Below are 22969 nucleotides of genomic sequence, written 5' to 3' on the forward strand. Positions count from 1 at the left end.
GACCGCTGCGGACCAGCCTGACCAACAGGGGCTAACATGGGACTTTTCATTCTCCGTCGGTTCGGGGTGATGCTGCTGACAGCATTGTGCCTGACCTTCGTGGTCTTCTTCCTCACGAACCTCTATCCGAACCTCGAAAAACTGGCGAAAACCCAGGGCAACCAGCGGATGAGCGACGAGCAGGTGCAATCCTGGCTCGACAACCGTGGCTATAGCGACCCGCTGCTGACCAAATACGGCCGCTGGCTGGGCGTAATGCCGGGCTTTACCAAGACCCTGAATGACGGCCAGTTCGTCGGAACCTGCGTGCGGCCCGGGCTGACTCCGGAAGAGACGCCGCGGTTTTGCGGCATCGTTCAGGGCGACTGGGGGTATTCGACACGGTTCAAGGCCGATGTGGACGAGATCATCTGGAAACGGCTGGGCAACACGCTCTACCTGATGATGTGGGTGATGATCCTGATGGTGCCCTCGGCTCTGCTGGTGGGCGTGCTGGCGGGCATGCGCGAAGGATCACGTACCGACCGGACGCTATCGACTTTCTCGATCCTCAGCACGGCAACGCCGGAATATGTCTCGGGCGTGATCTTCATCGCGGTCTTCACCTCGTCGACTGTCGGGCTGAAATGGTTCAAGGGTACGGCGACCCAGGCGATGGAAAATCCGACCTTTGAAAACTTCTTCCTGCCGGTGCTGACCATCGCGCTTTATGGCATGGGCTATATCGCGCGGATGACCCGCGCCTCGATGACCGAGGTGATGACAGCGCAATACATCCGCACCGCGCGGCTCAAGGGCGTGTCCTTCCCAAATATCGTGATCAAGCACGCGCTGAGAAACGCGCTGATCGCGCCGTTCACGGTGATCATGCTGCAATTCCCCTGGCTTCTCAACGGTGTGGTCATCGTCGAGAGCCTGTTCAACTACAAGGGCTTCGGCTGGGTTCTGGTCGAAGCGGCGGGCAATAATGACATCCAGCTTTTGCTGGCGGTATCGGTGGTTTCGGTCTTCGTGGTTCTGATCACGCAGCTGATCTCGGATATCGGCTATGTCTACCTCAACCCGCGCATCCGCATTTCGTAAGGGAGGAACGGGACATGGAACCTCTCGGTACATTCGAAATCATCATCCGCGTGCTCTATCAGCTGTCTTCGGTCTGGATTGCGCTGCTGCTGCTCTTTGCCCTTTCGATCGCCTTCAAACGGCGGCTGGGTCTATATGGCAAGCTGTTTGACAGTCCGATCGGCATGATCGGCTTTGGGCTGGTGATGTTCTGGGTCTTTGTCGGCATCTTTGGCGCCATGGACCTGATCATCACCCATGACCCGCTGAGCCAGGTCTCGGGCATGAAGAACAAGGTGCCCGGCACGCCGCTGGCGGGCGCCGAGGAAGGTGAATACGCCTGGTATCTGCTGGGCGGCGACAACCTGGCGCGCGACGTGTTCAGCCGGGTGGTCAAGGGCGCCTGGATCGTGGTGCAGATCGCACCGCTTGCCACACTGTTCGCCTTCATGGTCGGCATCACCCTGGGCCTGCCTGCCGGGTATTACGGCGGTCGGCTGGACACGTTCCTGTCCTTCCTCGCCAACCTGATCCTGGCCTTTCCGGTCATCCTGCTGTTCTACCTGCTGGTCACACCCGAAATCGTGGCAACCGGCCTGCCCACCATGATGGCCATCGTGCTGTTCATGTTCCCGATCATCTTTCTGGGCGTGCTGCTGAACTCGCGCTATCGTACCCAGCCCGCGTTCCGGACACCGTTGCTGATCGGGGTGCTGGGCTTTGCGCTGTGGCTCTACCTGGCGCTGATTTCAGAGAACGGCTATCTGGTGCGCAGCATTCCGGGCCTGCCCTCGGTGCTCGACCCGTTCGACATTCCGGGCGGCATCCTGGTGGTGTTTGTTTCGGTGGTCTTCGTCAACTCGCCCACGGTGTTCCGTATCGTGCGGGGTCTGGCGATGGACATCAAGACACGCGACTATGTCGCCGCCGCCCAGACACGCGGCGAAGGCCCCTGGTACATCATGCTGTGGGAGATCCTGCCCAATGCGCGCGGGCCGCTGATCGTCGATTTCTGTCTGCGCATCGGGTACACCACCATCCTTCTGGGGACCCTGGGCTTCTTTGGCCTGGGCCTACCGCCGGAAAGCCCGGACTGGGGCAGCACGATCAACGAAGGGCGCAAGCTGTTGTCGATCTACCTGCACCCGGCCCTGCCGCCCGCGCTGGCGCTGCTGTCGCTGGTTCTGGGTCTGAACCTCTTGGCGGACGGGCTGCGCGAGGAAAGTCTGAAGGACTGACGTGATCAAGGCCGGGGGGCCAGCCCCCCGGACCCCCCCGGAGTATTTCGGGCGAAATGAAGAACAAGGGGTCGAGACGGCCCACGCTCCAACAGGGAGATGCATAATGTCGAAACTGGCGGAATATGAAGGGCCGATCCTGGAGATCGACAAGCTGTCGATTTCCTTTTTCACCCGGCTACGGGAAATTCCCGCGGTAATGGATTTCTCGGTCAGCGTGCAGCCCGGCGAGGCGGTGGGACTGGTCGGAGAATCCGGCTGCGGCAAATCCACCGTGGCGTTGGGGGTGATGCAGGACCTGGGCAAGAACGGCCGCATCGTCGGCGGCACCATCAAGTTCAAGGGCCGCGATCTGGCGCAGATGAGCGCCGACGAGCTGCGCAACATTCGCGGCAACGAGATCGCGATGATCTATCAGGAACCGATGGCCAGCCTCAACCCGGCAATGAAGATCGGCAGGCAGCTGATGGAAGTGCCGATGATCCACGAAGGCGTGTCCGCCGAAGAGGCGCGCAAACGCGCATTGGAAGTTGTGACCGACGTGCGCCTGCCCGACCCCGAACGGATGCTGAACAGCTACCCGCACCAGCTGTCGGGCGGCCAGCAGCAGCGCATCGTCATCGCAATGGCGCTGATGTCAAAACCGGCACTGCTGATCCTGGACGAGCCCACCACAGCGCTTGATGTGACGGTCGAGGCGGCCGTGGTCGAGCTGGTCAAGGACCTTGGCAAGAAATACGGCACCTCGATGCTGTTCATCAGCCACAACCTGGGCCTGGTGCTCGAGACCTGTGACCGACTGTGTGTGATGTATTCCGGAGAGGCTGTCGAACGCGGCTCGATCAAAGACGTGTTCGACGAGATGCAGCACCCCTATACCCAGGCGCTGTTCCGCTCGATCCCGCTGCCGGGTGCCGACAAGAACAGCCGCCCGCTGGTGGCGATCCCCGGCAACTTCCCCTTGCCCCACGAGCGCCCGCCCGGCTGCAACTTCGGGCCGCGCTGCGACTATTTCGAAGCCGGGCGCTGTGACGCGCAGGATATTCTGATGGAGGCGGTCCCGGGCAATGACCGCCACCACACCCGCTGCCTGAAGTTCCGCGAGATCGACTGGAACGCGCCGATCACGCTCGCGGCACAAAAGGAAAAGGGCGAGATCGGCGAGGTGGTCCTGAAGATGGACAACCTCAAGAAATATTACGAGGTCTCGGCAAACGCCCTGTTCGGCGGCGGCGAGAAGAAGGTGGTCAAGGCCAACGAAACCCTGTCCTTCGAGGCGCGCGAATCCGAAACGCTGGCGATCGTCGGCGAGTCGGGCTGCGGCAAGTCCACATTCGCCAAGGTGCTGATGGGGCTGGAAACCGCCACCGACGGGCAAATCCTGCTCGACAACCGCAACATCGAGCATATCCCGATCGAGGCACGCGATACCAAGACCGTCTCGGATGTGCAGATGGTGTTCCAGAACCCGTTCGACACGCTCAACCCCTCGATGACCGTTGGCCGGCAGATCATCCGCGCGCTCGAGATCTTCGGCATCGGCAAGAACGATGGCGAGCGCCAGCAGCGGATGCTGGAACTGCTCGATCTGGTGAAACTGCCGCGCGCCTTTGCCGAGCGGATGCCGCGACAACTGTCCGGTGGTCAGAAACAGCGCGTCGGCATTGCCCGCGCCTTTGCCGGCGGCGCCCGCATCGTTGTGGCGGACGAGCCGGTCTCGGCGCTGGACGTGTCGGTGCAGGCGGCGGTTACCGATCTGCTGATGGAGATCCAGCGAGAGCAGAAGACGACGCTGCTGTTCATCAGTCACGACCTGTCGATCGTGCGCTATCTCAGCGACCGGGTGATGGTGATGTATCTGGGCCATGTGGTGGAATTGGGCACCACCGACCAGGTGTTCAGCCCGCCCTATCACCCCTATACCGAGGCACTGCTGAGCGCGGTGCCGATCGCCGATACCTCTGTGGTCAAGGAGCATATCGTGCTCGAAGGCGACATTCCGTCCGCGATGAACCCGCCGCCGGGCTGCCCTTTCCAGACCCGCTGCCGCTGGAAATCCGAGGTGCCAGGCGGTCTGTGCGAAAAGGACGTGCCACCGGTGCGCCAGCTGGGCGGCGGCCATCAGGTGAAATGCCACCTGAGCGACGAGGTGCTGGCCAGAATGGGCCCCGTCATCAAGATCGCGGCAGAATAGGCAGAAACACGAAACCCGCAGCCTTCGGACTGCGGGTTTTCTGAAAGAACGGGGCTGTGACGGCGCCCTTTGCGAGTGGGCGGGGTCAGCTGCCCCAGATCACCTTGACGTAGTTCTTGGTCTCTTCATAGGGCGGTACGTCTCCGTATTTCTCGACCGCTTCGGGACCGGCGTTATAGGCCGCCAGCGCCAGGCGCCAGGATTTGAACTTGCGGTATTGCCGCGACAGATAGCGGGCGCCACCGTCGAGGTTCTCATACGGATCGCCCGGATCGACCCCCAGTGCCCGCGCGGTGCCCGGCATCAGCTGAGCCAGCCCCAGCGCGCCCTTGTGCGATTTGGCATGCGGGTTCCAGCCGCTTTCCTGCTGCACCAGCCGCAAGAACAGATCCTCGGGGATATTGTGGCGCCGGGCCGCGTCGCGGGCCATTTGCAGATATTCGCCCTTGTACTTGCCAGCGTACCTGCGGGTTGAAGTGCGCTCGGCGCTCGGCGGTTGCAGGCGCGAGGAGCTTTCGTATTGGCTCGCAGCCCTGGTATCCAGTAGTCGCGCCTGTTTCTGGAACAGGTCGCGCCGGTTCTTGGTCGAGAACATGTCCGCACTCGCAGGCAGGCCCGACAGGGCAACCGCGGCCACCATGAAACCGGAAAAGAGTCTGCGCATTGGAAATAACCTGTCCGTAACCCCTTGCCGGCAACTATAGCTGGTTTGGCGGTGAAGAAAACCCTGCGTGCACGCTGGCGCAGATCAGGCGAATCGAGCTACCGGTTTCCCTCTGCCCACGCGCGCGTGTAGGGTCTGTCGGGACGGGTCGGCAAGATTCGGGCCGATCACAACACAAGATGTAACAAGAACAGGAGACGGGGAACCCATGGCTGGCTCGGTCAACAAAGTCATTCTGGTGGGAAATCTGGGCCGCGACCCCGAGGTGCGGACATTTCAGAACGGGGGCAAGGTGTGCAACCTGCGCATCGCCACTTCTGAAACCTGGAAGGATCGCAATACGGGCGAGCGGCGCGAACGGACCGAATGGCATTCGGTCGCCATCTTCAACGAAGGTCTGGTTCGCGTTGCCGAACAATATCTGCGCAAAGGGTCCAAGGTTTATCTGGAGGGCCAGTTGCAGACGCGCAAATGGCAGGATCAGTCCGGCCAGGACCGCTATTCCACCGAGGTGGTGTTGCAGGGCTTCGGCTCGACGCTGGTGATGCTCGACGGGCGCAGCGAAGGCGGTAGTGGCGGCGGCTATGGCGGTGGTCAGGGCGGCGGTTACGGCGGCGGTTATGACAGTGGCCCGGCGGGCGATCCCTATGGCGCGCCCTCGGGCGGCGGCAACCAGGGCGGCGGGCGTGGCCCGGCATCGGGCGGCATCGACGACGACGAGATCCCGTTCTAGACCCGGAGGCATATCATGACATGGTCCTTCACTCTCGGCCGTCTCTTTGGCTCGGAACTGAAGGTCCATGTCACCTTCTTTCTGCTCATCGCCTGGATCGGCATTTCGGCCTATCAGATGGGCGGCTGGCCCAGCGCGTTAGAAAATACCGGTTTTGTACTGGCTCTGTTTGCCTGTGTGGTGGCGCATGAATATGGCCATGCCCTGACCGCGCGCCGCTATGGCATCCGCACCCCCGATATCACGTTGCTGCCCATCGGCGGGCTGGCCCGGCTGGACAAGATGCCCGAGAAGCCGGGGCAAGAGATCATGGTGGCGCTGGCCGGTCCAGCGGTGAATGTGGCGATCTGGGCGGCGCTCACCCTTGTTGGTGTCGATACCAGGTTCGAGACGCTGACCGCCATCGACAGCGCCGAACCCGATTTCCTGGGCCGGCTGGCGATGCTCAACCTGTTCCTGGCGGTGTTCAACCTCATCCCCGCTTTTCCGATGGATGGCGGGCGCGTCCTGCGTGCCGCGCTCAGCCTGACGATGGACCGGGTGCGCGCCACCCGCATCGCCGCCGCTGCCGGGCAGCTGGTAGCGCTGCTTTTCGGCTTTGCCGGTCTCAGCGGCGGCAATCCGGTACTGGTGCTGATCGCGGTGTTCGTCTTTATTGCTGCCAATGCCGAGGCGCAGGATGTCGCCATGCGCGCCGTGACCCGCCGCCTGCTGGCACGCGACGCGATGATCACCCGCTTCGAGGTGCTGGGTCCCACCGACACGCTGGCCACCGCCGCGCAGGCGGTGCTGCACACCACTCAGCATGAGTTTCCGGTGCTGGATGGCGATGGGAAACTCTTGGGATTTGTGACACGGGCGCGGCTGTTTGCGGCGCTTGCCTCGGATCATCCACGCTCGGACTCGGCGGAAACCGTGATGGAGCGTGACATCCCGCAGGTTACGCTTTCCAGCGGGTTGGAGACGGTGCTGGATGCCCTCTATCAGGGGGCGCCGGCGGTCGCCGTCACCACGACTGATGGGCGGATGCTGGGTTATGTCACCCGCGAGAACGTGGGCGAGTTGATGGTGATCCAGGGGCGGTAAATGCCGCCCTTTCAGCAGGTTGCCAGCGCATCCTCAAGCACGGACAGCACCGCCGAGCGCGGGACGTCCGAGGTGACGAAGGCCTTTCCGATGCCGCGCGCCAGGACAAAGCGCAACTGGCCATCCACCACCTTCTTGTCCTGTGCCATCAGGTCGACCAACGCCGCTGCACCCGGCAGATCGCCGGGGATATCGGCAAGATCGGTCTTCATCCCCATTGCCTTGAGATGCGAGCGCACCCGGCTTGGGTCCTCTTGCGAGCAAAGCCCCAACCGCGCCGACAGTTCGAACGCCAGCGCACAGCCGATCGCCACCCCTTCGCCATGCAACAACCGGTCGGAATAACCGGTCGCTGCCTCGAGCGCGTGGCAGAAGGTATGACCGAGGTTCAAAAGCGCCCGGTCACCCTGTTCGGTCTCGTCGCGGGCGACGATATCGGCCTTCATCTGAACCGAGCGGGTCACCGCCTCGACCCGCGCGGCCATGTCGCCCGCGGCCAGCGCCGGGCCCTGCCCTTCGAGCCAGTCAAAGAACCCGGCATCGCCCAGCAGCCCGTATTTCACCACCTCGCCATAGCCAGCCAGAAAGTCGCGCGCCGTCAGCGTGCCAAGCACCGAAGTATCGGCCAGCACCAGCGAGGGCTGGTGAAAGGCGCCGATCAGGTTCTTGCCGTGGGTGGCGTTGATACCGGTCTTGCCGCCAACCGAACTGTCCACCTGCGCCAACAGCGAGGTCGGGATCTGCACGAACCGCACGCCCCGGCGCAGAATGGCGGCAGCAAAACCCGCCAGATCGCCGATCACGCCACCGCCAAAGGCCACAACGATATCGTTGCGCTCGACCTTCTCGGACAGCAGCCAATCGACCGCGCGTTCCAGATGCGGCCAGCTTTTGGTGGCCTCGCCCGGCGGCAGCGCCAGCGCCTGCATCGTGATCCCGGCGGCAGCCAGACCTTCACGCAGCGCCTCCAGATGCAGGCTTGCCACCGTCTCGTCGGTCAGCACGCAGACCCGGCGCCGTTTCAGCAGGGGCGCAATGCGCGCGCCCGCCTCGGCCAGCAGCCCCGGCCCGATTTCCACATCATAGCTGCGCGCCCCCAGCGCGACATGCACCGTGTTCATCATGTCAGCTCAGTTCCAATACATCCTTGCGCGTTGCCAGCGCCGCGATCACCCGGTCGACCATCTGCTCGATCGAGGTTTCACCATCCGAAATCACGCAGAGATCGGCCTCGGAGTAAAGCGGCACCCGCGCCTCATAAAGCGCGCGCAAGGTCGCACGCGGATCGGCGGTGCGCAGCAGCGGGCGGGTGTCCTTGTGCCGGACCCGGTTCCAGAGCACCGAAAGATCGGCCTTGAGCCAGACCGACACGCCGCGCTCGGAGATCATCCGGCGATTCGCTTCGGCCAGAAAGGCGCCGCCGCCGGTGGACAGCACGCAGGGCGCCCCCTTCAGCAGCCGCCCGATGACCTGGCTCTCTCGGTCGCGAAAGAACGCCTCGCCGTCACGCTCGAAAATCTCGGGGATCGACATGTTTGCCGCGTTTTCGATCTCGGCGTCGCTGTCCAGAAAGGGCACACCCAGACGCTGCGCCAGGGCACGGCCCACAGCGGTTTTACCCGCCCCCATCATGCCCACCATGACGACGGTCTTGTGCAGCGCGGCGGCGCCACCATCTATTGTTTTGGCCGAGTTATGCTCAATTTTGCTCATTGTCCTCTGAATGACGTGATCTTGTGAAAAAGGCCAGTTATAACTTGGGCAAAAGAACGAAAGAGGCAGCGTGAAATCATGGGTCGTCTGATCAAATTCCTGGTCTACATTGTGTGTCTCTGTGCAATCGGACTGATCGGATATGCCTATCTGGGTCCGTTCTTCGGGGTCGATTTCTCGGCTCCGCAGACCGAACAGCGCCTGCCGGTGGTGTTGGATGCCGACTAGGAACAAGGCGATCCTTGGACCTGTCGGGATGGCCGTGCTTCTGTTCTGCTTGCCTGTATCGGGTTTGACCCAGCAGGCGCCCTTGTCGGCAATCGACTGGCTGGCCAACCCCGCCCCCCAGACCCTGCCCGGCACCGTGCTGCTGGAACCACCGGTTACACAGAGCGGGTTGCTGCCGCAGATCGAGGTTACCCCGCTCGAGGCGCTGCCAATGCCGCTGGGACTGGTCTCGACCAAGCTGACTGGCCTGCCGCTGGACCTGTGGCAGGGCAGCGACCCGGTGTTGCTGGCCGAGCGACTGATGCGGGTGCCGGTACGCGACAACCCGGCGATGCAGACCCTGCTCTATACGCTTCTCTTGTCGGAAACCCGCCCCCCCTATGCCAGCCCGCAGGCCGCGGAAACGATGCTGCTGGCGCGGGTGGATCGCCTGATGCAGCTGGGTGCGGTGGACCCGGCGCAGGCGCTGATCCAGCTGGCCGGTCCCACCGCCTCGCAAGAGCGGTTTCGGCGCTGGTTCGACGCGACCCTGCTGACCGGGGACGAGGACAGCAGTTGCGCCGCGCTGGCCGCCAGCCCGCATCTGGCGACCGATTATGCGGCGCTGATCTTTTGCACCGCGCGTCGGGGCGACTGGACATCGGCGGCGTTGACGCTTGAGACAGCCCATGCGCTGGAGCTGCTGCCCCAGGAGACGTTGGCGCTGCTCGACCGGTTCCTCAGCCCGGAGATATTCGAGGACCTGCCGCCACCCCCTGCCCCCGAGCGCCCCGATCCGCTGACCTTTCGCCTGTTCGAGGCGATCGGCGAACCGCTGAACACGTCCGGCCTGCCGCGTGCTTTTGCCAATGCCGACCTGCGCGATCTTGCCGGCTGGAAGGCACAGCTGGAGGCGGCCGAGCGGCTGACCCGGATCGGCGCGCTGACGCCCAACCAGCTGCTGGGCCTCTATACCCAGCGCAGCCCGGCCGCTTCGGGCGGCATCTGGGACCGGGTCGAGGCAGTGCAGCAATTCGAAACAGCCTTGCAAAGCGGCAGCGCCGAAGCGGTGGCCAAGACCCTGCCCATCGCCTGGGCAGCGATGCGGCAGGCACGGCTCGAAGTGCCTTTTGCCCAACTCTTTGCCGAGGCGCTGCCCCCGCTGGACGCGCCCGAGGCCGCCGCACTCGCCTGGCGCATCCGGCTGTTGTCTCCGGGTTATGAAACGGCAGCGCATGACCCCGCGGATACCAGTGGCGACCGCGCCTTTCTTGCCGCGCTGGCCCGTGGCGTTCCCGGTTCGGTCGCCCCGCCCTCGCCCCAGGCCGGGGCCATCGCGGACGGGTTCGACAGTGCCACCGCCCTGCCCCCCGAAATGGAGGTGATGTTGAGTGACGGTCATCTGGGCGAAGCGATTCTCGAAGCGATGGACCGGTTCGGCAGCGGCGCCACCGGCAATCACGACGATCTGGGCGTCGCGCTGGCCCTGTTCCGCCGGGTCGGGCTGGAGGACACCGCGCGGCGCGCCGCGCTGCAATTGATGCTGCTGACGCGGAGTTGACCGATGCCCGCTGCCCCTGCCCATCCGCATCAATGGATCTCGACCTTTCTCGACGCGCAGGCCGCCGAACTGGGGGCAGCAAACAACACGCTGCTGGCCTATGGCCGCGATCTGAAGGATTTCATCGAATGGCTTGAGCGGCGCGGCGTCACGCTGAGCGGCGCCGACCGCGATACGGTCGAGGCCTATCTGGTCGATTGCGACGCACAAGGACTGGCGCGAGCGACCCGGGCGCGACGCCTCTCGGCGATCAAGCAGCTCTATCGCTTTGCCTTTGACGAGGGCTGGCGTGCCGATAATCCCGCCATCCAGATCAAAGGACCCGGGCGGTTGAAATCGCTACCCAAGACGCTGGAAGTGGTCGATGTCGACCGCCTGCTGGAGGCCGCCCGCCAGACCGGCCGCACCAGCGCCGACCGGCTGCGCAATACCTGCCTGATGGAGCTACTCTATGCCACCGGCATGCGGGTCAGCGAGCTGGTCTCGCTACCGGCATCGGCGGCACGCGGTGACCCGCGCATGCTGCTGGTGCGCGGCAAGGGCGGCAAGGAGCGGTTGGTGCCATTGTCCCCGCCCGCGCGCGCGGCGCTTGCGGCCTGGCTATCGGTGCGCGACGCCGCCGAAGAGGACGGTGCCCGGCGCGGCAGCGCCCGCTCGCCGCATCTGTTCCCCTCACGCGGGAAATCGGGCCATCTGACCCGTCACCGGTTCTATCTGCTGATCAAGGAACTGGCGGTTGCTGGCGGGGTCTCGCCCGACACGGTCACCCCGCATACCTTGCGACACGCCTTTGCCACCCATCTGTTGGCCAATGGCGCCGATCTGCGCACCATCCAGACCTTGCTGGGCCATGCCGATGTGTCGACCACCGAGATATATACCCATGTTCTGGACGCGCGGCTGACCGAACTGGTGCTCGATCACCACCCGCTGGCCCGCAATGGCAAGACCGATACCGACTGAGCCCTTGATCGCGCCCCCCGCCGACCCCATAACGGATGACAGTGAAACAAGTTTTCAGGACCGATGGACCCCTCAGCCCCCGCGCTCGACAGCGCCTTCTGGATCACGACCGGCGCGATCCTGTTCCTGCTCATTCTCTCCGGCTTCTTCTCGGGGTCTGAAACCGCGCTGACCGCCGCCTCGCGCGGCAAGCTACGCACCCAGGCCGACAAGGGATCGAAAGGCGCGGAAAAGGCGCTTGCGATCACCGATGACAACGAGAGGCTGATCGGTTCGGTCCTGCTGGGCAACAACCTGGTCAATATCCTTGCGGCCTCGCTGGCTACCGCCCTGTTCACCCGTGCGTTTGGCGAAAGCGGCGTGGCGCTGGCGACGCTGGTGATGACACTTCTGGTGCTGATCTTTGCCGAGGTGCTGCCCAAGACCTATGCCATCACCAATGCCGAAAAGGCCGCTGCGGCTGTGGCGCCGATCATCGGCGTGGTGGTGATGGTGTTTTCTCCGGTGGTGGCCATGGTGCGGCTCTTGGTGCGCGGGGTTCTGCGGCTGTTTGGTGTGCGTATCGACCCCGACAGCCACATCATGGCAGTGCGCGAGGAAATCGCCGGCGCGCTCTATCTCGGCCATTCCGAGGGCGTGGTGGAGAAAGAGGACCGCGACCGTATCCTGGGCGCGCTCGACCTGGCCGAGCGCACGGTCGAGGAAATCATGCTGCATCGCTCGAATATCGTGATGCTGGACGCCGATGCCGAGCCAGAAACCATTCTGGAACACTGCCTGCAAAGCCCCCATACCCGCCTGCCCGTCTATCGCGGCGAGCCCGAGAACATCATCGGCGTGGTCCATGCCAAGGACCTGTTCCGCGCCATGTATGCCCAGGTTGGCGGCAGCGAGGGTCACACCGCGCGGCTCAAGGATTTCGACATCACCCGGGTCGCCAACGCGCCCTATTTCGTGCCCGAGACCACAACGCTCGACGACCAGATGCGCGCCTTCTTGCGCATCCGTAGCCATTTCGCGCTGGTGGTGGACGAATACGGCTCGTTGCGCGGGCTGATCACGCTCGAGGATATTCTCGAAGAGATCGTCGGCGAGATCACCGATGAATTCGACCCCGATGCCGAGATGCCGGTGACCCGTGGCGACGATGGCCAGTTCCTTGTCGAGGGCGCCATGACCATCCGCGACGTGAACCGCGCAATGGACTGGTCGCTGCCCGATGACGAGGCCAATACGGTCGCCGGACTGGTCATTCACGAGGCACAGATGATCCCGACCGTGGGTCAGGTCTTTGCCTTTCATGGCTTCCGCTTCGAGGTGACGGGCCGCGAGGGCAACCGGATCACCGGGCTCAAGATCCGCCCGCTATGACCCGCGCGGGCCGGATCCGGGGCTGGTTCGACGCTGTTGTCCTCGATCTGGGCCGGCAGATGCGCTGGTCGTTCCTGCCGCCGCTGATGGTCTACTTCGCGGCCGGGGCGCAGGGGCTGACCGCCGTTGTCGGCACGTTTTTCGTCAAGGAATATCTGGATGTCTCGGCGGCCTTCATCGCCGGGCTTGCCTTCTGGGCCGGACTGCCCTGGGCGCTGAAGATGCCGCTGGGCCATCTGGTCGACCTGATCTGGCGCTGGAAGGCCTGGCTGATCTATCTGGGCGCGTCGCTGATCGCGGCCAGTTTCGCCATCATGTATGGGCTGGCCACCCGCGCCGAATGGATGCCGGGCATCATGTCGGTCACCGCCTGGTACGTGTTGGCGGTGCTGCTGGCACCCTGTGGTTATGTGGTGCAGGACGCGGTCGCCGACGCCATGTCGGTCGAGGCGGTGCCGCGCCACGATGCGCAGGGGGCCGAGCTTTCGCCCGAGGTGCAGCGTGCCCAGCACACCACCATGCAGACACTGGGACGCTTCGCCCTGATCGGCGGCGCCAGCGCGGTTGCCGCCCTGAACATCGTTCTGTTCGACGGGATCGAAACGCTGGCCCCGGCCGAGAAAGCCGCCCGCTATGGGCATATCTATGCGCTTGCCCTTCTGATCCCCTGTATCTCGATCTCGGGCGTGCTGCTGGCCGGCTGGCAGAAACGGCAGGCCATCGCGCGGATGATCGCGGGCGGAATGGACCGGATGCGTGCACTGGCCATATTCGACCCCGAGGGCGAGAAGGTGCGGTTGAACCACTGGTATTTCTCCGGAGGCGCCATCTTTGTCGCAATGACACTGACCGTCGGGCTGATGGACTTGCCGTTTTCGCAGGAGATCGTCTTTGCCGGGTCTATGGCCATCGTGCTGACCCTGATGCGGCAGCTGGTGCGCAATCTGGATCAGGCGCATGCGCGCGCCCTGATCGGCACCGCCGTCATCGTCTTCATGTTCCGCGCCATGCCGCTTAATGGCGCGGCCTCTTCCTGGTTCGATATCGACGTGCTGGGCTTTGACCAGCAATTCCTGTCGCTCTTGTACCTGATCACCTCGGTATTGACCCTGGTGGGGATGGTGGTGCTGCGGCCGATGATCGCTTCGCGCACCATCGCCGATATCGTGATCCTGCTGACGCTGGCGGCGGGGGTGCTGTCGCTGCCCGGTATTGGGTTGTATTATGGCGTCCACCACTGGACCGCCGCTATGACCGGCGGGATTGTCGACGCGCGGTTCATCGCAATCGTCAACACGGCGGTGGAATCGCCACTGGGTCAGGTGGCGATGATACCCATGCTGGCCTGGATCGCGCGCAATGCGCCCGCAAACCTCAAGGCGACGTTCTTTGCGGTCATGGCCTCGTTCACCAACCTGGCCTTGTCCGCGTCGAGCCTTGGGACCAAGTACCTCAACCAGATCTATACCGTCACCCGCGAGGTCCGCGCCGAGGATGGGACGATAACGATTCCGGCGGATTACTCGCAGCTTGGCTATCTGCTGATGACGGTGGCGGCAATCACCGTGATTGTCCCCCTGCTCACCGTCTGGCTGGTGCAGCAGAGCCGGTTCAAGAGCCGCGACTAGCCCGTTCCAGCCGGTCGCGATCCTCGACCGCGCTCAACTCCGCGAGCCCTCGCGCCAGGCTGCGCGCGGCAGAGCGGCGGGCGGCTTGTTCCAGTTCACCGTCGCTACGCGTGCCTATCGCCGCCAACGCCCGCTGCAGCGCAAGTTGTACCTCGATATTGGTGGCGCCGTCGCGGGCGATCCTGTCAAAGGTTTCGGCGAACAGGGACTCGGGCGGAAGCGGCCGCAACCAGACGCGGTCGCAAGCCGGGCTTTCGTCGACTTCATCGCGATTTGCCAGCAGCAACAGTGAGGACAGCCGGTCGATCACGGTGATCGCCGTCGATGGGTCGTTGATCCCCGGCGACAGCGCACGGCAAGCCATATCGCCCAACACCGACAGGCCGAAGAGCGGGTCCTGCACGAATGTGCGCGCGCCTTCGATCGCAAAGGCGCGGCAGGCGTCCCCGGTGACCTCTTCGTCCAGATCGCTGCAAGCGAACCGGGCCAGTTCCTGCCCCTCTTGCACGTAATCTCCGACAGAGACGGTGACATAGACCTGGGTCTCGGCTTTTTGGGCCAGTTCCTGCAGCATTTCGACAAAGATCTGCTGGACATATCCGGGCTGCGGCGCCCGCAGGACCTGCCCGCCCTCGGGCAGGTCCGTTTCCTCGGTGAGCGCGTGCGCCCCGTAGCAAGGCGTACGCGCCAAGGCGCGCAGCGACACCGCCGCGCGACGTTCAACCTGCGCCAGGGTCTCGCCGAAACTGCCCAGATCCTCCAGATGCGCGATCCAGCGGATGATCGAGACGACGATCAGGGCAATGACCAGCATCGTCATGGCAAACAGCGCCACGCTTTCCTGTTCGCCAAAGATCGGCGTGCGCCGCAGGACCATCCCGGACATGGCAAACAGATAGGCGCCGACAAAGACGGCAAGGATGGAATGGGTGGCGGTGTCATCCTTGAGGATCACATGGGTGCGCGGCCCCCATTGCGACCAGGCGGCGCGATGGGCGCCGGTCATCACCGTCAGCGAAAAGGTGGTCACCGCCAGCATGCTGGTCGCCAGTGTCGCCAGGATCGGGTCCACTGCCGCCGCGCCGATGCGGTCGGCCAGCCCCGGCGGGATCAGATCACCCAAGAGTGCCGCCAACGGGACCGACAACAGGCTGAGCGCGGCGATCAGGATGATCCGCACATAGAGCAGCCGCAGCATGCGCCGGGCAATATTCAGGAGTTTATCTCGCAAATCGCCCTCTCGAACCGGCTGCACATTTCATTTGCGACACGTCCCGTCGCAGAGCGACAAGAACCTGCGCCATATCTGCCCTGACTGATAGGTCAGACCTGTCCCTAGACTAGCGGAGACTGAAATGAAAACCACCACCCGAGTGGCCGTCATCGGCGGCGGTGTTGTCGGCTGTTCCGTCCTTTATCACCTGACCAAGCTGGGCTGGTCCGACGTGATGCTGATCGAGCGGTCCGAGCTGACCTCGGGCTCGACCTGGCATGCGGCGGGCGGCTTTCACACGCTGAACGGCGATACCAACATGGCCGCGCTTCAGGGCTATACCATCCGGCTCTACAAGGAGTTGGAAGAGATCACCGGCATGTCCTGCGGGCTGCATCATGTGGGTGGCATCACGTTGGCTGACAATCGGGACCGGTTCGACATGCTGCTGGCCGAACGGGCCAAGCACCGCTTCATGGGGCTCGAGACCGAGATCGTCGGCCCCGAAGAGATCGCCAAGATCGCACCCATCACCAATCTGGATGGAATCATCGGTGCGCTCTACGACCCGCTCGACGGGCATCTGGACCCGTCGGGGACCACCCATGCCTATGCCAAGGCTGCGCGCATGGGCGGCGCAACCATCGAAACGCACTGCATGGTGCGCGAGACCAACCAGCGCCCGGACGGCACCTGGGACGTGGTGACCGACAAGGGCACCATCCACGCCGAACATGTGGTCAACGCAGGCGGCCTCTGGGCGCGCGAGGTGGGCGCGATGGCGGGTGTCTATTTCCCGCTGCACCCGATGGAGCACCAATACATTGTCACCGACGACATCCCCGAGATCTATGAACGCGGCAGTGAACATCCGCATGTCATGGACCCCGCCGGAGAAAGCTATCTGCGGCAAGAGGGGCGCGGGCTGTGCATCGGCTTCTATGAACAGCCCTGCAAGCCCTGGGCGGTGGATGGCACGCCCTGGACCTTCGGCCACGAACTGCTGCCTGACGACTTTGACAAGATCGAGGAAAGCATTGAATTTGCTTATAAACGCTTTCCCGTTCTGGCCAGCGCCGGGGTCAAGTCGGTCATTCACGGCCCCTTCACCTTTGCCCCCGATGGCAACCCGCTGGTCGGGCCGGTGCCGGGTATGCGCAACTATTGGTCGGCCTGTGGCGTGATGGCGGGGTTCAGCCAGGGCGGCGGCGTCGGCCTGATGCTGGCGCAATGGATGATCGAGGGCGAGACCGAGCGCGATGTCACCGCGATGGACGTGGCCCGGTTCGGACGCTGGATCAGCCCCGGCTATACCCGGCCCAAGGTGATCGAGAACTATCAGAAACGCTTCAGCGTGTCATATCCGAACGAGGAACTGCCCGCCGCCCGCCCCAACCGCACCACGCCGATGTATGATATCTTTTCCGACATGGGCGCGGTCTGGGGCCAGCAATTCGGGCTGGAGGTTGCCAATTACTATGCCCAAGGCGACGAGCCGACCTATGAAACCCCCTCCTTCCGCCGCTCGGACGCGTTTGCGGCCACCGGCCGCGAGGTGCGCGGTGTGCGTCAAGGCGTGGGCATCAACGAGGTCCACAACTTCGGCAAATACATGGTGACGGGCCCGCGCGCGCGCGCCTGGCTCGACCGGATCATGGCGGGCCGCATCCCGGCGCCGGGGCGGCTGTCACTGACCCCGATGCTGAGCGCCAAGGGCAAGCTGATCGGCGATTTCACCGTTTCCTGCCTGAGCGAGACCGAGTTTCAGCTGACCGCCTCCTACGGGTCGCAGGATTATCACATGCGCTGGTTCCAGAAACATCAGGAAGACGGCGTAACCATTGAAAATATCAGCGACAAACGCAACGGATTCCAGATTGCCGGGCCAAAGGCACGGGCGGTGCTGGCCGCCTGTACCCGCGACGATGTCGACAGCCTGCGCTTCATGGATGTGCGGCGGATGGTGGTCGGCATGACCGACTGTATCGTGCAGCGGGTCAGCTATACCGGCGATCTGGGCTATGAGATCTATTGCGATCCAATGGCGCAGCGGCAACTGTGGTGGACCTTGTGGCAGGCCGGTCAGGATCACGGCATGATCCCCTTTGGCATGCGCGCGATGATGAGCCTGCGGCTGGACAAGTTCTTTGGCTCGTGGCTGCGGGAGTTCTCTCCCGACTATTCCGCCGCCGAAACCGGGCTGGACCGGTTCATCGCCTTCAAGAAAGAGGCGGATTTCATCGGCCGCGCGGCCGCCGAGGCGGAGCGCGCCGCAGGCCCTGCCCGCCGGCTCTGTGCCTTCGAAGTCGACGCCAACGACGCCGATGTCAATGCCTATGAACCGATCTGGCTGGAGGGCGCGGTGGTGGGCTTCTGCACCTCGGGCGGCTATTCGCATCACGCTGAAAAATCTGTGGCGTTGGGCTTCTTGCCCACCGACCGCATTGGCGACGGTGTGGCGGTCGAGATCGAGATCCTGGGCCAGATGCGCCCCGCGCGGGTGATCAGCCACCCGCTGTTCGATGGGAATGGTACGCGCATGCGCGGGTGACAACTCCAGCGCCAGCAGCCAGAGTTGCGGCATGAAGCCGATTCCCATCCTGTTGCTGGCCGCGGGCCGGTCCCGTCGCATGGGCGGGGCCGACAAACTGATGCAAGAGATCGACGGCATGCCGCTGCTGCGCCGGACCGCCTTGCGGGCGCTGAAAGTGGCACCGGTGATCGTGGCCGTGCCGCCGGCACCGCATCCGCGCCATGACGCGCTGGCGGGGTTGCCTGTCGATATTGTCGAGGTTCCCGATGCCGACGAGGGCATGAATGCCAGCTTGCGCCGCGCAGTTTCGGCGTTGCCGGACGAGACGCCCGCAGCCATGGTTCTGCTTGCCGACCTGCCCGACCTGACCAGTGACGACCTGACGCGGGTAATGGGCGCCATAGATTTTTCGACGAAAAATCTCATCTGGCGCGGGGCGACCGCATCGGGCCATCCCGGCCATCCCGTTGTGTTTCACCGGGCCTTGTTCCCCACGCTTCTGGAACTGACCGGCGATACCGGGGCGCAATCGGTGGCAAAGGCGCATCACGAGCGGCTGATGCTGATCCCGTTGCCGGGCGAGCATGCCCGCACCGATCTGGACACGCCCGAAGCCTGGGCAGACTGGCGCGCGAAACGGCAATAGGCGAGGCGCGAAAACCGCGCCCCGCCCTGCCCGCGCGCCCCGAGACCGCGCGGTTCAAGCTGCATATTCGGGGATGCCGAAGCCCGCTGTCAGATCAGCAGGCGGGCTTCGTGTTTCTTCAGCGAGCGGCGCGCGGCGGCATAGGCCTCGACACCTTCCCGGGTCTTCAGCTCGGGGAACAGCTCGAGCAGTTCGTCGCGCTGTGCATCGGCGAGACCGGCGAGTGACAGATCGCCCGGCTGGAAGCTCTCGGTCCAGGCCCCGTCCGACAGTACCACTTCGTGCTGGTCGAACATGAAGTGGATATAGGTCACTTCCGAGATCTCGACGATGTCGACCCCTTCGAGCCCGATCAGGTGCTTGGCCGCGACCAGAACCTCGCGCTCTTCGAAGTAGAGCGCCGTCTTGTCATTGGCCACCAGGATCCGGTGGTTGGGGCTGACGATCATGTCCCGCTCGGGTAGGCCCCCACCCAAGGCACCCTGACGGATCAGGACCGGGTTCAGATGACCGGCACGGGCCAGTTCTGCGCCGGTCAGCGTGCGGGCGCCGACCCAGCGGATTTCCTGGATACCGTTGTCGCGGGTGATCACCCGGTCGCCAACCTGCAACTCCTCGACCAGACGCTCGCCCTTGGGGGTCGCGATCTTGGTGCCCGGCGTGAAGCAAGGCAGAATGACCGTCTCGATTTCGCTGAACGTGCTGGTTCCCGTCTCGGCGCCAGCCGCATCGAAATAGCGCACGGTGCCCGCCTCGGGGTCACCTGCGTCATATTCGACGGTGACCGAGCCACCGGGAGCAGCCGCATTGGTCAGGTCGAGCACGTCCTCGTCCAGCCCGTCGGCATCCTCGCCGCCGATGATGACCTCACCCTGACCGACATTGACGAACCGGTCGTCGCCAAAGCCGCCGCCCAGAAGGTCACCACCATCGTCGGGGTTTTCGTTACTGCCAGAGAGGGTGTCGTCGCCTTCGCCACCGAACACGATGTCGCGGCCCGCGCCACCGTCGAGCGAGTCGTTGCCCTCTCCGCCGTCGATGGCGTCGCCACCTTCTTCGCCGAACACGGTGTCATTGCCCGCGCCGCCGAACACTACGTCCGTGTCCAGACCGCTGTAGACGAGATCGTCACCGGCACCGGCCAGCACCACATCCTGTTCATCGACCAGCGGCGGAACGGCATCGTCATTGTCGACCATGTCGCCTTCGGGATCGCCGGTATAGGCCAGATCAATGGTGTCGTTGCCCGATGTGCCGTCAACGATACCGTCATAGCTGTCCGGCGGGGTCGGGCCGCTACCCGGCGGCGGGGTCGGGCTTCCGCCCGGATTTCCGACCACCAGCACGTTCTCGACCTCCGAGAACTCGGCGGTGCCGGCCACGGTCAGATCGGGGTTGTAATAGGTGATGGTTCCGGATTCGCCGGTCGGATCGGTCTGGTCATAGTCGACCACGGCCAGTCCGGTCGCGATGGCGACGTCATAGTCATTGCCGCCTTCGCCGCCTTCGATCGTGTCGCCGATCCCGGCACCGATCGTGTCGCGGTCGTCGTCACCGTAAAGGACGTCGGCCTCGGACCCGCCAAGGATCACATCATTTCCAGTGCCGCCGTGGATCTCGTCCTCGCCGTGCCCCCCCAGCAGGGTGTCATTGCCGTCGCCGCCTTCGATGCTGTCCTGGTCGATCCCGCCATCGACAAGATCGTCGCCCGCACCACCCAGGATGGTGTCGTTGTCGTCCTGACCATACAGCGTGTCGTTGCCGTCGCCGCCATCGATGAAATCGAGCCCGTTGGTGGTCTCGGGATCGGCGGGGCCATCGGTGCCATCGTCGCGGATGTTGAGATTGTCCGGGAAGCGCGGGTCGAGACCGCCATAGACCACGTCGTCGCCGGTGCCGGCCAGGATCGAGTCCGCGCCCTCGCCGCCCACGATCATGTCGGCGCCGTCGCCGCCTTCGATGGTGTCGTCATCCAGGCCGCCGTCGATCGTGTCGTTGCCGCCACCGCCGGTGATCCGGTCGGTGTCGTCACCGGTTAGGATCATGTCATTGCCTTCGCCGCCATCCACGGTGTCACGATCGTCGTCCACAACCGGATCCGCCGGAACCGCAGGCAGGCCGTTATACGAGGGGAAGCCGCGGTCGGGCAGATTGCCCGACAGGCTGCCCGAGGTATCGATCACATCGTCGCCATCGCCGCCCTCGACGCTGTCATTGCCGTCGCCGCCAGTCAGCGTGTCATCGCCGCCCTGGCCGATCAGCGTATCATCGCCATCGCCGCCAGTCAGGCTGTCATCACCATCCGCGCCGGTATCGGCATTCGGGACATTGAAAAAGACATCCGAGACGGAGATTTCGCTGGGATTCGCGCCGGCCTGGGCATGTTCGATGGTCAGGCGCGAAACCGGACCCGGAATGGTGACCAGGATCGAGTAATTCGCGTTGTTTGCCCCGGCATAGCCGCCGTCGCCGGTGGCGGTCTCGTTGCCCGGCACGCCGTCGGTATCGCTCTCGGTGACATTCAGGCCGCCGGCGATGTTCACCGTGATCGGGTCGCCGTTGACATCAAAAGCCTGCACGCGGGCCTGGCCGTCGCCGTCGATATCGTTGATGCGGAACGAGACATTGGTGACCGGGTCCGAGAAGTCGAGCTGATAGCCGGCCGTATTGGTCTGCCCGTTCAACTCCGATTCCATGGCGCTGTCGTCAGTCGCAGCGGGGCCGTTGGTGTCAATATTCCCGACAAATTGCTCTTCGGTCGAAAATTCGGTGGTGACCGCCGGATCGGCATTCAGAACCGAGAAGGTGACATCGACGCCGCCGGTGTTCTGGGTGAAGCCGCCGCTGAGGTCGTCGCCATCATCCACATCTCCGCCGTCATCCGGATCGGGTGCGCGGAACCATTCGAACACCTCGCGGGTGCTGCCTCCGGCGCCGCCGCCGGGTGCATTGTCATCGCCGATAAGCAGGTCGTCGCCAGACTCACCGTTCACCGTGTCGCTGCCGCTGCCGGCATATACGGTGTCATCGCCCAGACCCGCATCGATGCTGTCATCGCCCGCGCCACCGTCGACCACGTCATCGTCGGGACCATGGGTCGGGTCGACCGCGTCACCGCCGTCGATCACGTCGCCTTCGGGGTCACCAGTATAGGCCAGGTCGATGGTGTCGTTGCCGGGGGTGCCGTCAACGATACCATTGGGTTGGCCGATCACCGGTGCATCCAGCACCGCCACATAGTCGACACCGCCAAAGAAGTTCTGGTCGAAATCGCCTGCTGTCGCCTCGCGGGCACCGATGGAAAAGCTCTGTTCGCTGTTGGTGGTCACATCGAGCGTCATGCCGGTCTGATCGCTGGACACGGTGGTCTCGGTGCCCTGGGTCTCATTCTCCACACGCATGTCGAGTCCGTTGTCGGACCAGGCATAGGTCACGGTGACCACATCGCCGATGTTATAGAAGTTCGAGCCGGTGCTCAGAACCTCTTCGATCCCGTTCGAGCGATGCAGAACCTCGACCACGCCCTCGTTGGTCACACGCACCTCGAAATAACCGCTGTCGGCGCCCGGGGTGGTGCCGGCGCCATCATCGACGTTACCGGAATCCTCGGCGCCGCGGCTGACCACCGTATAGGGACCGCTGCCGGGATGGCCAAAGACGCGGAACGAGGTGATCAGAGAGCCTTCATCCAGGTCGAACTGATCGTCATCGCCATCATTGACGTCCATCCGTTGATCCGGCTGACCGGTATACATCCAGCCCGCGCTGAAGTCGGGGCTGTTCACCGGAGTGCCGTCCTGCGCGATTCCGTCCCCCAGGCCGGTATCGTTGGTTTCCGCACCGGGGCGGAAATCCCACAGACCAATCAGGTTGGCCGAATACGGATTGTCAAAGTTCGTCGCCATACCAATCTCCTTCCCGGCACACCTGCACCGATCGCGTCCCTACGCGAAAAACCTAAGTTAACCGGGCGATGACAGGGTCAGTCGCGACTGCACCACTTGTGATCCCGGTCGGGCAGAGAAAGCTGGCGCGACGCCAAGCGGCGCTGTTTCGATACGCCGCAACGTATCGAGTAAACCTTCGCCACAAACGACCTCAAAGCCGTTGCGCGAACGCGCATCTTTCCCGCGTCTTCAAGACGCCAAGTTGTGCGG

At 63.9% G+C, this 22969-nt stretch carries 17 protein-coding genes; 12 read left to right on the forward strand and 5 right to left on the reverse strand.

Translation table 11 applies throughout. From position 1 onward, the window contains the following. Positions 1–36 precede the first annotated feature (36 nt). The 3 genes from AC2FNA_RS02345 to AC2FNA_RS02355 all read left to right on the forward strand — a co-directional run bounded on the left by AC2FNA_RS02345 (position 37) and on the right by AC2FNA_RS02355 (position 4494). Entirely contained in the window at positions 37–1083 is a 1047-nt protein-coding gene (locus AC2FNA_RS02345) for an ABC transporter permease (RefSeq protein ID WP_496824143.1), read from the forward strand. Between the two features lie 14 nt (positions 1084–1097). After that, positions 1098–2300 (forward strand): ABC transporter permease, encoded by a 1203-nt coding sequence (locus AC2FNA_RS02350; RefSeq protein ID WP_234145040.1) that lies wholly within the window; start codon positions 1098–1100, stop codon positions 2298–2300. 106 nt (positions 2301–2406) lie between these two features. Further along, the gene (locus AC2FNA_RS02355) at positions 2407–4494 is read left to right on the forward strand and encodes a dipeptide ABC transporter ATP-binding protein (protein ID WP_496824145.1); all 2088 of its coding nucleotides are present in this window, start codon (positions 2407–2409) and stop codon (positions 4492–4494) included. 85 nt (positions 4495–4579) lie between these two features. Here AC2FNA_RS02355 and AC2FNA_RS02360 read toward each other — a convergent pair whose 3' ends face one another. Next, positions 4580–5158, reverse strand: coding sequence for a lytic transglycosylase domain-containing protein (locus AC2FNA_RS02360; protein WP_496824146.1), 579 nt, complete (start codon positions 5156–5158; stop codon positions 4580–4582). Positions 5159–5366: 208 nt separating this feature from the next. Here AC2FNA_RS02360 and ssb point away from each other — a divergent pair, with 208 nt between their 5' ends. Next, positions 5367–5891, forward strand: coding sequence for a single-stranded DNA-binding protein (gene ssb / locus AC2FNA_RS02365; RefSeq protein ID WP_496824148.1), 525 nt, complete (start codon positions 5367–5369; stop codon positions 5889–5891). 15 nt (positions 5892–5906) lie between these two features. Continuing rightward, entirely contained in the window at positions 5907–6977 is a 1071-nt protein-coding gene (locus AC2FNA_RS02370) for a site-2 protease family protein (protein ID WP_496824150.1), read from the forward strand. Between the two features lie 11 nt (positions 6978–6988). Here the strand turns inward: AC2FNA_RS02370 and aroB are convergent, their stop codons facing one another. Beyond that, positions 6989–8101, reverse strand: coding sequence for a 3-dehydroquinate synthase (aroB, locus tag AC2FNA_RS02375; protein WP_496824152.1), 1113 nt, complete (start codon positions 8099–8101; stop codon positions 6989–6991). 1 nt (position 8102) lies between these two features. Beyond that, positions 8103–8690: a shikimate kinase gene (locus tag AC2FNA_RS02380; RefSeq protein WP_234145034.1), complete on the reverse strand. Its 588-nt coding sequence runs from the start codon at positions 8688–8690 to the stop codon at positions 8103–8105. 78 nt (positions 8691–8768) lie between these two features. Between AC2FNA_RS02380 and AC2FNA_RS02385 the strand changes: the two genes are divergently transcribed. From AC2FNA_RS02385 to AC2FNA_RS02405, 5 genes are all read left to right on the forward strand, one after another. Continuing rightward, positions 8769–8918, forward strand: coding sequence for a hypothetical protein (locus tag AC2FNA_RS02385; RefSeq protein ID WP_496824154.1), 150 nt, complete (start codon positions 8769–8771; stop codon positions 8916–8918). A 28-nt stretch (positions 8919–8946) separates the two neighbouring features. Next, positions 8947–10458, forward strand: a complete 1512-nt coding sequence (locus AC2FNA_RS02390; protein ID WP_496824156.1) for a hypothetical protein — start codon at positions 8947–8949, stop codon at positions 10456–10458. 3 nt (positions 10459–10461) lie between these two features. Further along, entirely contained in the window at positions 10462–11421 is a 960-nt protein-coding gene (locus AC2FNA_RS02395) for a tyrosine recombinase (protein WP_496824158.1), read from the forward strand. A gap of 63 nt (positions 11422–11484) precedes the next feature. Then, positions 11485–12792: an HlyC/CorC family transporter gene (locus tag AC2FNA_RS02400; RefSeq protein ID WP_496824160.1), complete on the forward strand. Its 1308-nt coding sequence runs from the start codon at positions 11485–11487 to the stop codon at positions 12790–12792. After that, on the forward strand, positions 12789–14420 hold the full coding sequence (locus AC2FNA_RS02405; RefSeq protein ID WP_496824162.1) for an MFS transporter: 1632 nt from the start codon (positions 12789–12791) through the stop codon (positions 14418–14420). Before AC2FNA_RS02400 ends, AC2FNA_RS02405 begins: the two co-directional genes overlap by 4 nt. Here the strand turns inward: AC2FNA_RS02405 and AC2FNA_RS02410 are convergent. Beyond that, positions 14404–15618, reverse strand: a complete 1215-nt coding sequence (locus tag AC2FNA_RS02410; RefSeq protein ID WP_496824164.1) for a DUF2254 domain-containing protein — start codon at positions 15616–15618, stop codon at positions 14404–14406. The two genes, AC2FNA_RS02405 and AC2FNA_RS02410, sit on opposite strands and share 17 nt — an antisense overlap. 157 nt (positions 15619–15775) lie before the next feature. Between AC2FNA_RS02410 and AC2FNA_RS02415 the strand changes: the two genes are divergently transcribed. After that, a complete protein-coding gene (locus tag AC2FNA_RS02415; protein WP_496824166.1) occupies positions 15776–18184 on the forward strand; it encodes a GcvT family protein in 2409 nt (802 codons plus the stop codon). A 31-nt stretch (positions 18185–18215) separates the two neighbouring features. Next, positions 18216–18812, forward strand: coding sequence for a nucleotidyltransferase family protein (locus AC2FNA_RS02420; protein ID WP_496824167.1), 597 nt, complete (start codon positions 18216–18218; stop codon positions 18810–18812). 89 nt (positions 18813–18901) lie between these two features. Here AC2FNA_RS02420 and AC2FNA_RS02425 read toward each other — a convergent pair whose 3' ends face one another. After that, positions 18902–22717 carry a Hint domain-containing protein gene (locus tag AC2FNA_RS02425; RefSeq protein ID WP_496824169.1) on the reverse strand — a complete coding sequence of 1272 codons (3816 nt, stop codon included), beginning with the start codon at positions 22715–22717 and terminating at the stop codon, positions 18902–18904. Positions 22718–22969: the final 252 nt, after the last annotated feature.

Source organism: Ruegeria sp. YKSD163 (assembly GCF_059612905.1).

Excerpts from the sequence above, each read along its gene's own strand:
- AC2FNA_RS02410 (WP_496824164.1), bottom strand. The coding sequence starts at position 15,618 with ATGCTGCGGCTGCTCTATGTGCGGATCATCCTGATCGCCGCGCTCAGC.
- AC2FNA_RS02400 (WP_496824160.1), top strand. The coding sequence starts at position 11,485 with ATGGACCCCTCAGCCCCCGCGCTCGACAGCGCCTTCTGGATCACGACC.
- AC2FNA_RS02420 (WP_496824167.1), top strand. The coding sequence starts at position 18,216 with ATGAAGCCGATTCCCATCCTGTTGCTGGCCGCGGGCCGGTCCCGTCGC.
- AC2FNA_RS02395 (WP_496824158.1), top strand. The coding sequence starts at position 10,462 with ATGCCCGCTGCCCCTGCCCATCCGCATCAATGGATCTCGACCTTTCTC.
- AC2FNA_RS02355 (WP_496824145.1), top strand. The coding sequence starts at position 2,407 with ATGTCGAAACTGGCGGAATATGAAGGGCCGATCCTGGAGATCGACAAG.
- aroB (WP_496824152.1), bottom strand. The coding sequence starts at position 8,101 with ATGATGAACACGGTGCATGTCGCGCTGGGGGCGCGCAGCTATGATGTG.
- AC2FNA_RS02415 (WP_496824166.1), top strand. The coding sequence starts at position 15,776 with ATGAAAACCACCACCCGAGTGGCCGTCATCGGCGGCGGTGTTGTCGGC.
- AC2FNA_RS02390 (WP_496824156.1), top strand. The coding sequence starts at position 8,947 with ATGGCCGTGCTTCTGTTCTGCTTGCCTGTATCGGGTTTGACCCAGCAG.
- AC2FNA_RS02360 (WP_496824146.1), bottom strand. The coding sequence starts at position 5,158 with ATGCGCAGACTCTTTTCCGGTTTCATGGTGGCCGCGGTTGCCCTGTCG.
- AC2FNA_RS02350 (WP_234145040.1), top strand. The coding sequence starts at position 1,098 with ATGGAACCTCTCGGTACATTCGAAATCATCATCCGCGTGCTCTATCAG.
- AC2FNA_RS02380 (WP_234145034.1), bottom strand. The coding sequence starts at position 8,690 with ATGAGCAAAATTGAGCATAACTCGGCCAAAACAATAGATGGTGGCGCC.
- AC2FNA_RS02370 (WP_496824150.1), top strand. The coding sequence starts at position 5,907 with ATGACATGGTCCTTCACTCTCGGCCGTCTCTTTGGCTCGGAACTGAAG.
- AC2FNA_RS02385 (WP_496824154.1), top strand. The coding sequence starts at position 8,769 with ATGGGTCGTCTGATCAAATTCCTGGTCTACATTGTGTGTCTCTGTGCA.
- AC2FNA_RS02345 (WP_496824143.1), top strand. The coding sequence starts at position 37 with ATGGGACTTTTCATTCTCCGTCGGTTCGGGGTGATGCTGCTGACAGCA.
- AC2FNA_RS02425 (WP_496824169.1), bottom strand. The coding sequence starts at position 22,717 with ATGGCGACGAACTTTGACAATCCGTATTCGGCCAACCTGATTGGTCTG.
- ssb (WP_496824148.1), top strand. The coding sequence starts at position 5,367 with ATGGCTGGCTCGGTCAACAAAGTCATTCTGGTGGGAAATCTGGGCCGC.
- AC2FNA_RS02405 (WP_496824162.1), top strand. The coding sequence starts at position 12,789 with ATGACCCGCGCGGGCCGGATCCGGGGCTGGTTCGACGCTGTTGTCCTC.